The following is a 15,395-nucleotide window of genomic DNA, read 5'->3' as shown; positions in this document are numbered from 1 at the left end:
TTTTTAAAATATATCATGGCACATTATTTGATAATTACCTGACTAATCTTAAAATTAATTACAAAATGAAAAAATTATTACTAGTTATTACTATTGCAACATTTGGTTTTACTTTAAATGCACAAGAAAAAGATAAATTTAGATTTGGTATAGACCTAGGCTATGTTTTCGCAACTGGTGGAGGTGGACTGCTATTTGACGTAGAGCCAAAGTTGAATATTACAGATAATTCAAATGTTGGAATACGTATTGGTGTGGCCGCTAGCGTAGGTGATCTTGAAGACTCTCTTGATGCAGATTTTAATGCTAATATATTAGGAACCTATGATTATTATTTCAATAAAAATAAGACTTATACACCGTTTTTAGGTGGTGGATTAGGTGTTTATGTAATAGGTAGTGGTAGTGATAATATTGATGAACAGGGATTTGGACCTCAAATTGGTGGAATGGTTAGAGGTGGGATTGAATTAAGTAAATTCAGAATTGCTCTTGAGTATAATATCATACCCAAATCAGATTTAGCAATAGGAAAGTCTATGAAAAATAGTTATTTCGGAGCTAGTATTGGTTTTTATATTGGAGGTGGTAAATGGAAAAAGTGATTTAGATAAATACGAGAATTTTAAGTATACGTGCATACAATCTTTAACTTCGAATAATTAAGTTTGAGAATAAAAACTATTGCCAACAATGTGTATAATTAATTGCTAGTTCTACTCTACTTACGAAAATCCTCGCGGATTTTCTATTCGGTTTTTATTTGCTAAATTAGGTGCTTAAACACGCCACTAATCATACACAAACACGTTGTAACACATTTGCAACAAACAATCAGAATTGAATAATCATTATAGAATAAATGAAAAAATACAAAAACAAATTATTGAAAATTCTCAAATGGGGTGCTAAATTAATATTCGGATATTGGTTCTTAACAACTTTAATTTTTGGACATACGGAATTGAATACTAAAACGGGCATTCAAAGTTTTGGATGGTCAGGTCTAGATGCATTATTTTCAGAGCAAGAGTTTGGTTTTTTTATAGACGAACCATACAAAACTAATTTAGACGGAGCAGATGGCCCATATATTTTTGACAATATTAAATATTGGGTCAACGATGAAGATAAATTAAAAAAGAAGAAATTCGATAGACAAAAACCAATTGAAGTTACTGTAAACAATGAAGTCAACGATAAATTTGAAATCACACTTAAAAACTCTCATCAAAACGAACCAGAATTTTATGATTTTCCACCCAAGTTAATTGCTATTTCTGATATCGAAGGAAATTTTAATGCATTACATAGTTTTTTAATAAATAATAAAGTAATTGATAAAAGTTACAATTGGATTTTCGGAGAAGGTCATTTGGTTCTTAACGGAGACTTTTTTGACCGAGGACAAAGTGTAACCCAAACTTTGTGGTTAATATACTCATTGGAAAAAAAAGCAGAAGAACAAAACGGCAAAGTTCATTTTATAAATGGAAATCACGAAATAATGAACCTAAATGGAGATATGTCACATTCATTACATCGTTATGTAGAAGTTGCAAAACGAATTAGTAAGGAAACACATTGGGACGAAGCTTCAAAATTCCTCTATTCAGAAAAATCAGAATTAGGAAAATGGTTGAGGACAAAAAACGTAATTGAGAAAATAGGACAATATATATTCGTTCACGGTGGGTTAAATAAAAAAATTATAGATGCAGATTTAAGAATAAACGATATAAATAAAATTGCAAAAGCTTATTATGGGAAAAAGTTTGAAAACAATACTCATAATTTGAAAGAAAAATTAGTAGTTCAATCCCAAAGCAGTCCGTATTGGGACAGAAGTTTGGCTACTAATATTTTCAATAAAACAGTATTTTTCTTTAATGGGGCTTCGTTAAAAAAGACTTCTCAAACAGAATTAGATTCAATATTAAATTTTTATAAAACTAATAAAATAGTAATTGGTCACTCTGTGGTGGATAACGTATCAGCTGATTATAATGGAAAAGTTATTAAAATTGATGTAAAGCACGGATTGAAGAAAAACAGTATAAAAACAGAAGGGTTACTGATAGAAAATGGTATTGAGTACAGAGTTAATGGATTAGGTGAAAAGAAAAGGATATAAAAAACGTGTTACAACACCGTATATAAAAAATAGCGGTTTAATCGCTTAATCGAAACAAATTGAATAAATTAAAGGTCAGTTATAATCCGAAAAGTTAGTGCATAAAATCCGCTACTTTTCATATACAAGACCGGCGTTGGTATGTAATTGCCTGCGGCACGTAGAATCGCGTTTTCCAAACGCTGCCCTTCTACTAATTACATACCAACGCCCACTGTTTGTCGCACCTCGCCAATTTTATGTATATTTAGTCGAGTCTACGAGAACTCCGAACGATACTACACACAACAGCGTGTATAGCTAATCAGGCGCAACAATGGCTTTCCGTGAGGCGCGCCTCACTACGCCATACACAGTGGGCGTTGTACACAATGCAAAAAAAAATTACGTACATATTAATATTCCTGATAAGTTCAGTAAGTTTTGGTCAAAAAATCAAGACAATAACTGAATATAAAAAAGAAAGTGATAGTCTAGTCAAAACACGAAAAACTGAATTTGACAAGACAGGAAATTTAACTAAAGAAGTAAGATTTGGAGGTTATGACGGAATTTCAAAAACATTTAGAAATAAAAACCGAATTATAAAGTATCACAACGGAAATAAAACTTCAGAATATAATTGTGAGGAATTTGTCGCGAAAGATACTTGTATTATTCGTTCATTTTCGACTTACGAATTTGACCCTAAAACAAAAATTGAAAAACAAACGAAATACGAAACGGACAGTTTAATAAGATTTATTCGAGAAGTTAAACAACAAAAAAGAATACGTGTTTCTAAAACTAATTCTTGGGAGTTTATTCCTATCAAAGAACCAGATTTTGAAAAAGCATTGGTTTTGACTGATACTTCATATTTTGACAAAAAGAACAGATTAACAAAACGGGTGAGTTATAACAATCGAGCTAAAGAACCATATATTGAGAAATATGTTTATTCAAAAGACAAATATACTTATCAAATAATTGGAACTGCAAGAGACACAATTCTAAGTTTTGAATACACCAAACTACAACAGAAAATTGATAGAAAAAATATAGATTATAAGCTGAATTCAACTGATATTTATGAATACGAAATTGAATATCATTGAGGAAAGCACTGTGTACAACACGGTGTATAATTGCTTCGCCTGTTCGCTGCGCTCGGGTCATTGCTAGGTAGAGCTTACTTGCGAAAGTCCTCGCGGACTTTCTATCTGTGATTTATTTGCTAAATTAGTTGTTGAAATACGCAACGAAATCATACACAAGACCGTTGGTATGTAATTGCCTGCGGCACGTAGAATCGCGTTTTACAAACGCTGCCCTTCTACTAATTACATACCAACGCCCACTGTTTGTCGCACCTCGCCAATTTTATGTATATTTAGTCGAGTCTACGAGAACTCCGAACGATACTACACACAACAGCGTGTATAGCTAATCAGGCGCAACAATGGCTTTCCGTGAGGCGCGCCTCACTACGCCATACACAGTGGGCGTTGCCAGTAATGTCTGAAATCCAATAATGTTAATCCTTTTAATTAAAAAAACCAAAATTCAAACAAAAGTTTAATGTAACATTTGTGAGTATTTCAACACCAATTGTTTAATGATTAAAGACATAATATTTCAAATAAAATACACCTTCTCTCAAATAAAATTCAACCGAAAAAAAGAGTTAAATCAAAGGCTGAAAGAATCATTCGGAAAACTGAAAGATGATTCCTTTGACTTTGACAGTATTGAAAAATACTTCAGAAAGAAAGACAACTCAAGAGCTTATCAAATATTATCAGACAAAACCTATAACGACTTGGATTTTGACGATTTGTTTATGCTACTTGACCGAACTCATTCAAAAGTTGGGCAACAATACCTGTACAATCATCTTCGTACTATAAAAGTAAATGAAAAGAAAACCAAGCTAAACGAAGAAATAATAACTCAATTATCGGAAAATCCCGAATTGAGAATTTCGGTTCAAAAAAAACTTGAAAAGCTAAAACATAAAGATGCTTATTATATATCTTCTTTATTTCAAGAAGAGCATCTTAATCCACCAAAATGGTTTATTGTAATAAAACTATTGTCGTTTGCAAGTTTAGTTTCTCTTATTTTAGGCTTTTTCAACCCTATATTTTTCATTGTTCTACTAGGAGTTTTTTGCGTGAATTTTGTGCTTCATTATTGGAATAAAAATAATTTAGTACAATATGTAGGTTCAATTCCACCGCTTTTAAAGCTTAATAATGTCGCTTCTCATTTATTTACCAGCTCATTATTTAAAAAATTAAATCCTGAATTACCAAAGTCAATTAAACTAATAAATGAGGTTAAAAACAGAATGTCTTTTTTCTCACTCGAAGCTCAGCTTCAAGGAGAATTTGAAATCATAGCTTGGCTTATATTTGAGATTTTTAAAACAATGTTTTTACTTGAGCCTTTATTATTATTTGGTGTTTTAAAAAGGCTCAATACGAAAAGAGATGAAATAGAAAACGTTTTTAAATTTGTTGGTCATATTGATATGCTAATTTCCATAGCATCTTTAAGAAAAGGACTTAAAACATTTTGTTTGCCAATTATTAATGATGAAGATAAAATCATTGCTCAAGATATAAGTCATCCTTTAATTTTTAATTGCACAATTAACACCATTGAAATAGCGGAAAAATCGATACTTCTTACAGGCTCAAACATGTCTGGAAAAACCACTTTTATTCGTGCAATTGGACTAAATGTAATCACAGGTCTTACCATTAATACTTGTTTTGCTAAATCTATGACTTTTCATTTATTAAAAGTGTTTTCAGCTATCCGAATAAGTGATGATTTGATGAACAATAAAAGTTATTATTTTGAAGAAGTATTAACCATAAAAGAAATGCTAAAAGAGAGTAAAAACGAAAACAAAAATTTATTCCTTTTGGATGAAATATTTAAAGGCACAAATACCGTAGAACGAATTTCTGCTGGAAAATCTGTTTTATCTGCTTTAACAAAGAATAACAATAAAATATTGGTTTCAACTCACGACATAGAATTAACCGATATGCTGTCAGATGAATATGAACTATATCACTTTAGTGAAACAGTAAACGAGAAGACTATAGGATTTGATTATAAACTGAAAGAAGGAAAACTAAAAAACAGAAATGCCATTAGAATACTTGAAATTAACGATTATCCGAAAGAAGTTGTGAAAGAAGCAATTGGAATAGCCAAAGAATTAGACCAAACATATTTAACAAAAAACACTACTGGCAACAACGTATATAAAAAATAGCGGTCTAATCGCTTAATCGAAACAAAATGAATAAATTAAAGGTCTGTTATAATCTAAAAAATTAGTGCTTAAAATCCGCTACTTTTTATATACGAGACCGTTGGTATGTAATTGCCTGCGGCACGTAGAATCGCGTTTTCCAAACGCTGCCCTTCTACTAATTACATACCAACGCCCACTGTTTGTCGCACCTCGCCAATTTTATGTATATTTAGTCGAGTCTACGAGAACTCCGAACGATACTACACACAACAGCGTGTATAGCTAATCAGGCGCAACAATGGCTTTCCGTGAGGCGCGCCTCACTACGCCATACACAGTGGGCGTTGGCAGTAATTTTAGATGGCACATCGAATAACACTAATAATAACAAAAGAATCAATAAGCATAGATTCAGAAATCCCTCATTTCTATGAGAACGGATATCTAATTATACCTTTTGATGATGATGGCAGTGAAATTAGCCAAATAGAAGACTTATCTAAATCATATAAATCACTCAAAGAGATTTTTGATAAGTATCTTGATGATTTCTGGGATGATGGTATACTTGGAGAGTCTGCTGAAATTGCTGATTATAAGTCTCTCTTGTTAGTTGAGTTCGCTATGCGGCTAAAACTGAATGATTTTTTAATATACCACTATCAGGAAGTTGACATAAAAACGTATAGTCACTCTGTTAATTTTATAAATAGAAAAGTTTCTGGAAATGGATATGAAGAATTTGACAAAACAAGTATTGATATTAACAATTACTGGAAATATGACTCTTGCCAAAAGAAATACATTAACCAGATGAATAATGGAGCTCAATTAATTTCTGACGAATCAATTAAAACAAATAAATGGTATGAATTTTGGAAAAAGTAACTACTGCCAACACCATGTATAATTCATTGCTAGTTATAGTCTACTTACGAAAGTCCTCGCGGACTTTCTATCTGTGATTTATTTGCTAACTTTAGTGCTTAAACACGCAACGAAATCATACACAAGACCGTTGGTATGTAATTGCCTACGGCACGTAGAATCGCGTTTTCCAAACGCTGCCCTTCTACTAATTACATACCAACGCCCACTGTTTGTAGCACCTCGCCAATTTTATGTATATTTAGTCGAGTCTACGAGAACTCCGAACGATACTACACACAACAGCGTGTATAGCTAATCAGGCGCAACAATGGCTTTCCGTGAGGCGCGCCTCACTACGCCATACACAGTGGGCGTTGTGCCCAATTAAAAAATCCGTTCTATTATATAATTAAAGGAAATGAATGTATCTTTGATAGTATCAAATGATAGTATCATAATGAAACCACCTTACGAAATAACATCTTCGATTTTAAAATTAATAACTTCTATTTCTGAGAAAATAGGAGAAGTAAATGCTAATTTATTAAACAAACCTTCACCGAAACTCAGAAAACAAAATAGGATTAAAACTATTCATTCTTCATTAAAAATAGAAGGAAACACACTCACGGAAGAACAAATAACAGCACTTCTTGAAAACAAAAGAGTTATTGGTCCTGAAAAAGATGTTCTTGAAGTTTTAAACGCTATTAAAATCTATGAAAATTTAGAAGAATACAATCCTTCTAATGAAAAATCATTTTTAAAGGCACATCAAAACTTAATGGAAGATCTAATTGAAAATTCTGGCAAATATAGAAATCAAAGTGTAGGAATCGTTAAAGGCTCTAAAGTTGAGCATTTAGCACCACCTTTTGAAAATGTGCCATACTTAATGAAAGACCTTTTTGAATATTTAAAAAAGTCAGATGAAATTGAGTTAATTAAAAGTTGTGTTTTTCATTACGAAATGGAATTTATACATCCTTTTTTAGATGGAAATGGCAGAATGGGACGATTATGGCAAACTTTAATTTTAATGGAAAAATATCCAATATTTGAGTTTCTACCATTTGAAACTTTAATTAGCAACGACCAAGAAAAATATTATAAAGCCTTGGCTGAAAGTGATAAATCTGGAAAATCAACTAAATTTATCCAATATATGCTAAACGTAATTGACATTTCAATAAGCCAATTATTAGAATTCAATAATAGAACTTTAAGTGAAAAAGACCGGTTAGAATATTATATATCCTTGAATAAAACTGAATTTACAAGAAAAGATTATATGGATATTTTTAAGGATATTTCTTCTGCAACAGCTAGTAGAGATTTGAAAAAAGGAGCTGAAATCGGTTTATTTGAAAAAATCGGAGAAAAAAATAAAACGATGTATCGACTAAAATAACTGGGCACAACACCGTGTATAAAACATAGCTATTATAGGCTTAATCAGAGGTTATTGTTTATTTGCCAAGTCTGCCAAATTTTTATAATTTGGCTTTTAAGATTGATAAGTTAAAAACAAAATATAAAAATTCGGCTAGTGCTAAATCCGAAAAGTTAGTGTCTCTTTGGACGCTACGTTTCATACACAAACCGTTGGTATGTAATTGCCTACGGCACGTAGAATCGCGTTTTCCAAACGCTGCCCTTCTACTAATTACATTCCAACGCCCACTGTTTGTCGCACCTCGCCAATTTTATGTATATTTAGTCGAGTCTACGAGAACTCCGAACGATACTACACACAACAGCGTGTATAGCTAATCAGGCGCAACAATGGCTTTCCGTGAGGCGCGCCTCACTACGCCATACACAGTGGGCGTTGGCTATAATTTGATTACTCAAAACAAAATTGATCTAAAAATATATGATTTATTACTGGTATACTATTTTGAAAATATTGATTCTCAAGAATTTTCAAAGTGAAGTGAATTATAATCAAACAATAAGAAGGACCTTCAGAGTAGGACCATTTGACTGTGATGGATTAAGAGTTATGACAGCTGCAAAGTATCCAGTATACATGGACTTCATTCGTTGGGAACTAATCGCTAGATCTAAATTATATAAGGCTATAGTTAAAAGAAAATTAGCACCATCATTAGGTTCTCAAAAATTGATATATCGCAGACCTCTAAAAATTTGGACAAAATTTGACGTTATATTAGAATTTTCTGGAATGGATGATAAATGGGTTTACTATATACATTATTTTGAGCAAGAAAAAGAAATAAAGGCTGTGGGCATTGTTCGCACGCTAGTTTGGAAAAAGAGCATTCCAACAGCTCTTTCAGAGATTATGGAAGAAGTTGGGGCTACTGAAACAACAAAAGCACCAGATTGGGTATTAAAACTTTTTGAAGACGATAAAGACATTATAGCAAACGCAAATAAAAACTATAGCTAACAATGGCTATAATTAATACGGGTTTTGGTGATTAACCCAAAGTTTAGCGGTTTTTATCTAAGTCCGCCAAATCTTTTGATTTGGCTTTGAAACAAAAAAGATAAAACAAAATAAAAAGTTTTGGCTAAGTGCTTAATCGGAAATTAATTACTTTTAATTCCCGCACTAACCATAGCCGAGACGTTGGCTACAATCAAAATTAAGTTTAGGTCTATTCAAAACTTTCTAGTAAATTGCTTAGATTTTAAACCAAATAAATACCGATTAAAACACAAATGATATTGGTAAGAATGCTATGGAATAAGCTCTTTTTTAGATCAAAGCTATGGTATCGTCTGTCTGGTTGTATCGCCATAATAGTTCTTGTAGGATGTAAGCAAGACCATGAAGAGTTTGAACTTGTAGGTAAACAACAATCCATTCAAGTTAATATAGTCTCGCCAGACACCATTCTCCTCGCTGATCTACCGGACAGTCTACGGCCCAAACCCATATGGCTAGAAAACAAGCCAACACCATTGAAAATTAAAATTCCAAAAACAGGCTCATCCGGCCGCGCTGAGTTTCACCCAATCTTTAAAAAAGCCCGACTGAAACCTCCTGTTGAAGTCGAGGCCGAATTCTCAACGATATTCCAAAATTATTCTACTGAGGAAGGTGTGGCTGTTGACCTAATCTCTTGCTCATTTGCAGATTCAAAAGGCAACCTTTGGTTCGGAACATTTGTTGCAGGCCTGAGTAAATACAATGGAAAAGATTTCACTAAATATACAACAGCACAAGGATTAATTAGTAATGAAATTTCTAACATTACAGAAGACAATCAAGGAAATATATGGATAGCCACAGACAAAGGCGTTTCCAAATTCGATGGGGCAGGTTTTACAACTGTATATAATCAAAGTAAGGTAACTCACATTCTTCAAGACAGGGATGAGACATTTTGGTTTTCCACTTATAAAGGCCTTGTTCATCACACTACTAATGGCAACACACTTTATACAAAAAATAACGGTCTTTCCTCTAATCGCTTACATACAGTAGTCCAGAATGAACAGGGTGAATTATTCATAGCTAATGAAAATGGAATAAGCATTTACGATGGTCAGAAGTTCACTCATAAAACCGATGAGATCGATCCCAAGTACAGGCCCATCCGACAAATTATTATTGACAATAATCAAAATATCTGGATAGGATCACCCTTTGGCCTTGCAAAAGTTACCAAAGAGAAAATCAGTTATTATCCTGTCAATAAAAAATTCAATAAATATTCGAAAACTTATACATTTTTAGATAGTAAAGATAATATTTGGCTTGTAATTCGGGGAGAAGAAATACTTCGCTTTGATGGTTCAAATTTCACTTCAATCAATCCCTCGAGAGAAACAGAAAATAATGAAATAGAAAATATTGTAGAAGATGCAAGCGGCAATATTTGGATGGGAACAAATGCAGGCATAATCAAATATGCAGGAGATGCAATTCTTAATATCAAACGAGAACAAGGAATCATTGACAGGAGTATTAGAAGTATTGTTCAAGATGATGAAGGTAATCTCTGGTTTGCCGGAAACTCAGAAGGAATAAGTCGATTTGATGGTGTTCATTTTTTGAACTTTAGCATAAGACAAGGATTGCCCACACAAATTTTTTGGGCAATTGAAACAGACCGTAAAGGCAATATTTGGTTAGGCACCACTAATATTGGTTATGGTGGTCTCATAAAGTTTGATAAAGAGTCTTTTACTATATTATCAAAGAATCAAGGATTGGCCTCCCCCCAGGTTTATTTCATTTATCATGACCAAAATGACTCCTTATATATTGCCACGTCTGCCGGAATAAGCATATTCGATGGAAAGTCGTTTACTAATTTTTCGGACAGAAATGGACTAGTCAACAAGCACGTATTTTGCATAACAAAAGCTAAAAATGGAGATTTCTGGTTTGGTACGGCAGGTGGTATTAGCAAGTTTAATGGTCAATCCTTTGTCAACTACTCTGGGGAGAACGTACCAGATGATGTAGATATTAAATCCATCGTTGAGGATAAAGAAGGGAATCTCTGGTTGGGCACTTACGGGAAGGGCTTGTACCGATTTGATGGAGATTCTTTTCATCAATTTACAATGCAGGATGGATTAACTGATGATGTCATCACACAGGTGGCCCTATCAGAGGAAAGTGACATCGTAATCGGAACCAATAATGGTATTGCTATACTTAAGGGGTTTGATCAAAAAAGGAAGTTAAGTGACTTTCAAAAAAACTCAGAAAGTCTTCATGTTAATGTGAATAACAAAATTTCAAATAGTGAATTATCCAAGTACGTACCTAAATTTGAAATTTACAACACCAGTACGGGATATCAGATTAAAGATGTTAACCGAGGACAACGTGGCATCTATTTAGATAAAAAAGGTATGCTATGGATAGCTACGGGCTCAGAAAAGAGTGGTTTAGTTCGAATGGATTACAAAGAACTATCTAAAAATAAAGGTGCACCTAAAAATACACTTACAGCCATTAAAATTAATAACGAAAACATTTCCTGGCGAAGTTTAACGTTGGATAAGGACAAGCAAGAAAATACCATCGATTCTTCATATACGGTAGATGCATCCATTTCTGAAGAGATTTCCACTTATGGAAAACCATTAAGTAGTGAAGAAAGATTAGAGTTGAGGTCAAAATTTAAGGACTTAGCATTTGATACTGTTAGCCCTTTTAATTCCATTCCGCAAAACTTGGTCTTACCCCACTCCCAGAACAATTTAACCGTAGAATTTTGCGCCATCGAGCCTGCCGACCCAAAACTTGTTAATTATCAATTTAAGTTGGAAGGATACAGCGACTCTTGGAGCCCTCCGTCAAACCAGACCTCTGCCACTTTCGGAAATATTTTTGAAGGGGATTACACATTTTACGTACGTTCTCAAATTACTGGTGGGGTTTGGTCGGAACCATTAACGTATTCATTTACTGTGCTACCGCCTTGGTATAGAACACTCAGGGCCTATATATCCTATATACTTATATTTCTTGTTGGCTTCAGGAGCTTTAGTAAATACAGGGAACGAAAACTTATTGCTGAAAAGGAAAAGTTGGAAGAAACCGTTCTGGAACGGACCAATGAATTAATTCTAGAAAAAAAGAAGTCAGACAATCTTTTACTCAATATTCTACCCAAAGAAATTGCTCAAGAACTAAAAGAAACCGGTAGCGTAATTCCAAAAAGACATAAGAATGTCACAATTCTCATGACTGATTTTAAAGGGTTTACTGAGCTAGTAGCATCCATCCCGGCAATTACTCTGGTCGATGAACTCAATGATATTTTTGGACGATTCGATGAAATCGTTGAGGAGACAGGTATTCAAAAAATTGAAACAATTGGTGATGCTTATGTTGCTGCATACGGGCTTGAAGAGGAGACGGCAGAGCATGCTATTAATTGTATCATAGCCGCACAAAAAATGTTATCCTATCTAGAGAAGAGAAATAAGGACCATAAGCTAAAATGGAATATGAGAGTTGGAATACACTCTGGTCCAATAGTGGCTGGAGTAGTTGGGAAGAAGAAATTCAACTATGACCTTTTTGGCGATACCATAAATACGGCTAGTAGGATGGAATCTTCAGGTGAGCCAGGTAGAATAAATATTTCAGATTCCACTTATCAGCTTGTCAAGCATGCCGTCAAATGCGAGTGTAGAGGAAAAATCCATGCCAAGGGTAAAGGTGAATTAGACATGTACTTTGTAAAATAAGATGAAATAAACTTCATTGAGGGTTCAAGATGATCTTTTGGAAATAATGACTATTACTGTGTTACAAAAACTAGTTTGCATTTTAAAACTGTAGCCAACAACGGCTATAATTCATTGCTAGGATTGAACTTCGAGTAAAAATCGTATTTTTAAAAATGGCTGATTTAGTGCGGTTGAAAATCTATTGATTTTCTGCCCGCAACGAAATCATAGCCGAAACCGTTGGTATGTAATTGCCTACGGCACGTAGAATCGCGTTTTCCAAACGCTGCCCTTCTACTAATTACATACCAACGCCCACTGTTTGTCGCACCTCGCTAATTTTATGTATATTTAGTCGAGTCTACGAGAACTCCGAACGATACTACACACAACAGCGTGTATAGCTAATCAGGCGCAACAATGGCTTTCCGTGAGGCGCGCCTCACTACGCCATACACAGTGGGCGTTATACACAAGTTCAATGAAATTCTGGGACATTACAATTATTTGCTTCTTATTTTCAATCTTTGGAATAATAATTAGCGCTTTATTTCTACAACAAATATACTTTGACTTTCATTTTACAATAGCTTTGGTTATCTACTCAATACCGGCTCTGATTTTATCGATGGTAAATGGAACTGTACTCACTTTCAAAAAGAATCTAACTAAATTAAAGTATATAAAACTTATAATCATTCCTATTTTACTACTAATCGGATTTATAATTAACCCAAAAGGACCTGTTGGATATATCGCAATTTTTGGACTGATACCAATAATCATAACTAATCTGATTTGGACAAGAAAGTATTCATAGTAAAGAATAATTTCAGTGTGATGTAATATCTATATTAAAAAACTGTAGCTCGACATTATATTAATTTTTACTCACTTTTTAATATATTGTTGTTGCGGAAAATAAAACGTATAATTGTCCGCTACTAATCATCATATAAACGCGATACATAAAGTTCATGACAGAAATTTTTACGACAAAAAAACTGGAGAAAATAATTAAAAAAAAGATTGATAGCCAAACAATTGAACTTGAAAATATTTTTGGAAAATGGAATGCTTCTGTATTATTTATAGCTAAAAAGAAATATCTAATTTTTGTGAATGCAAAAACTTTTTATTCAGTTATAATTCCACAATTCTCAACTAAAGATTTAGATAAAATTTCTGAATTATTCCTTGAAAATTTTCACGCACAATTAAATTTTGAGAAAATATCTTTGGATTTTGATTTACTCAAACAAAACATCGGAGAATTAAGGTTTCGTCAAACTGATAACGATAAAAAAGTAACCGGAATTATAAATTATTATATATCTAAAATAGATTATCTCAAATACGATTATGAAATTTTCAACTCAATGGTTATTAGAGAAATGACAAAGAAACTTAACATCACTCCATTTAAACAATTGAATTGGAAGCTACCAAATGAAGTTATGAGCGAAATAATAAAAACCACCAGTGTATAACACCGTGTATAATTAATTGCTTTGGCAAGTCCTTATTTGGAAAATTCCTTCGGAATTTTCTCAGGTTCATATTTGTTTACTAATTTAGTTGCTTAAACACGCAACTATCCATACACCGAGACGTTGGTATGTAATTTGGTATGGTAAAGAGACATCGTTTACAAAGTTAAAGGGACATCGTTTACACTTTTTAAAGACTAAATTTCTGATTAAAATCGGAAATTATGCCTTGGAAAGAAACGACAACTATGGAACAAAAAATTGAATTTATCTGTGAATGGAGAACAGGCAAGTATACCATTACAGAATTATGCAAAAACTTTGAAATCTCTCGTCCTACTGCTTATAAGTTAATTAATAGGTTCGAAAATCAAGGTTATGAAGGTCTTAGAGAACACTCTAGAGCCCCTTCAAAGCATCCTAATGCAACACCTCTAAATATCGTAGAAGGTATCTTAAAGCTAAAAGAAAAATATCCTCGTTGGGGAGCAAAAAAAATAAGAATATTATTGTTTAAAGAATTTACAGAAAAACAAATCCCATCTGTGGTTACGGTCCATAATATTCTTAAGAAAAACGGTTTAGTATGTGCTAAAAAAAGGATGAGAAGAATCAAACCAGTATACCCTATTTTTGATCCTAAAAACTGTAACGAAGTATGGAGTGCTGACTATAAAGGAAAGTTTTTAATGGGCAATAAAATATACTGCCACCCACTAACTATTGCAGACTCTAAAAGCAGATTTCTATTTACTGCTAAAGGACATTATAAAGAAAATCTAAAGTCTGCCAAAGCAGAGTTTACAAAGGTTTTTAGGAAATATGGAGTCCCTAAACAAATACACACAGACAATGGTAGTCCATTTGGTTCGGTAAGAGCTATCCAACGTTTTACACAACTTTCCTATTGGTTTATTGAGCTTGGAATTAGCCCTGTATTTTCTGACCCTGCTCACCCAGAACAAAACGGAAGATACGAATGTATGCATAGAGATTTAAAAGCCGCTTGTGCTAAACCTTCAGCATATGATTTAAAAGCACAACAAAGAAGATTAAATCACTTTGTAAAAGAATATAATCATGTAAGACCACATGAAGCTTTAAACATGAAAACACCTGCAGATATACATGACTTTTCTACAAGAGCTTTTACAGAAAGAATACCTCATTTTGATTACGATGCAACATATAAAGTTCTTAAGGTAACTAAAAATGGAGCCATAAGATGGAAATCATATTATTGGGTATATTTAACTGCTGCGCTTAAAGGTAAATATGTAGCAATTGAAGAGCTTGGTAATGGAATTTGGAAAGTATTTTATAGAAATGTACTTTTAGGGTACTTTAATGAAAAACAATTAAGAAAGAAGGAACAATCAACAAGGTTAGAAACTAATTTAGGGTAAACCCTAATCTTTAACTTGTGTAAACGATGTCCCTTAACGAACATAGTTAACTCATCAAAATTTGTAAA

General features: G+C 33.1%; 11 protein-coding genes. 10 read left to right on the top strand and 1 reads right to left on the bottom strand.

Annotated features, from left to right (window positions below):
• The first annotated feature begins 65 nt into the window (after positions 1-65).
• From WPG_RS11415 to WPG_RS17795, 8 genes are all read left to right on the top strand, one after another.
• Entirely contained in the window at positions 66-605 is a 540-nt protein-coding gene (locus WPG_RS11415) for a hypothetical protein (RefSeq protein WP_045472682.1), read from the top strand.
• A 281-nt stretch (positions 606-886) separates the two neighbouring features.
• Positions 887-2,134, top strand: a complete 1,248-nt coding sequence (locus WPG_RS11410; RefSeq protein ID WP_144374464.1) for a metallophosphoesterase — start codon at positions 887-889, stop codon at positions 2,132-2,134.
• 371 nt (positions 2,135-2,505) lie between these two features.
• Entirely contained in the window at positions 2,506-3,231 is a 726-nt protein-coding gene (locus WPG_RS11405) for a hypothetical protein (RefSeq protein WP_045472676.1), read from the top strand.
• 500 nt (positions 3,232-3,731) lie between these two features.
• Positions 3,732-5,408 carry a MutS-related protein gene (locus tag WPG_RS11400; protein WP_052471247.1) on the top strand — a complete coding sequence of 559 codons (1,677 nt, stop codon included), beginning with the start codon at positions 3,732-3,734 and terminating at the stop codon, positions 5,406-5,408.
• Between the two features lie 342 nt (positions 5,409-5,750).
• Positions 5,751-6,278 carry a hypothetical protein gene (locus tag WPG_RS11395; RefSeq protein ID WP_045472673.1) on the top strand — a complete coding sequence of 176 codons (528 nt, stop codon included), beginning with the start codon at positions 5,751-5,753 and terminating at the stop codon, positions 6,276-6,278.
• A gap of 439 nt (positions 6,279-6,717) precedes the next feature.
• Positions 6,718-7,671, top strand: coding sequence for a Fic family protein (locus WPG_RS11390; RefSeq protein ID WP_045472672.1), 954 nt, complete (start codon positions 6,718-6,720; stop codon positions 7,669-7,671).
• 498 nt (positions 7,672-8,169) lie between these two features.
• Positions 8,170-8,676 carry an acyl-CoA thioesterase gene (locus WPG_RS11385; RefSeq protein WP_231850178.1) on the top strand — a complete coding sequence of 169 codons (507 nt, stop codon included), beginning with the start codon at positions 8,170-8,172 and terminating at the stop codon, positions 8,674-8,676.
• Between the two features lie 275 nt (positions 8,677-8,951).
• Positions 8,952-12,449: an adenylate/guanylate cyclase domain-containing protein gene (locus WPG_RS17795; RefSeq protein ID WP_084221569.1), complete on the top strand. Its 3,498-nt coding sequence runs from the start codon at positions 8,952-8,954 to the stop codon at positions 12,447-12,449.
• A 582-nt stretch (positions 12,450-13,031) separates the two neighbouring features.
• Here the strand turns inward: WPG_RS17795 and WPG_RS18070 are convergent.
• The gene (locus WPG_RS18070; RefSeq protein WP_144374463.1) at positions 13,032-13,217 is read right to left on the bottom strand and encodes a hypothetical protein; all 186 of its coding nucleotides are present in this window, start codon (positions 13,215-13,217) and stop codon (positions 13,032-13,034) included.
• Positions 13,218-13,408: 191 nt separating this feature from the next.
• On the opposite strand from WPG_RS18070, the gene WPG_RS11370 reads away from it, so the two are divergent.
• Complete coding sequence (locus WPG_RS11370; protein WP_045472667.1) at positions 13,409-13,921, top strand: DUF6933 domain-containing protein; 513 nt, start codon at positions 13,409-13,411, stop codon at positions 13,919-13,921.
• 224 nt (positions 13,922-14,145) lie between these two features.
• On the top strand, positions 14,146-15,327 hold the full coding sequence (locus WPG_RS11365; protein ID WP_045472232.1) for an integrase core domain-containing protein: 1,182 nt from the start codon (positions 14,146-14,148) through the stop codon (positions 15,325-15,327).
• The last annotated feature ends 68 nt before the right edge of the window (positions 15,328-15,395 follow it).

The sequence above is a fragment of the Winogradskyella sp. PG-2 genome, assembly GCF_000828715.1.
In the GTDB taxonomy this organism is placed as follows: Bacteria; Bacteroidota; Bacteroidia; order Flavobacteriales; family Flavobacteriaceae; genus Winogradskyella.
Note: the sequence above shows the minus strand (reverse complement) of the source record. Positions and strands in the feature narration are given on the sequence as shown.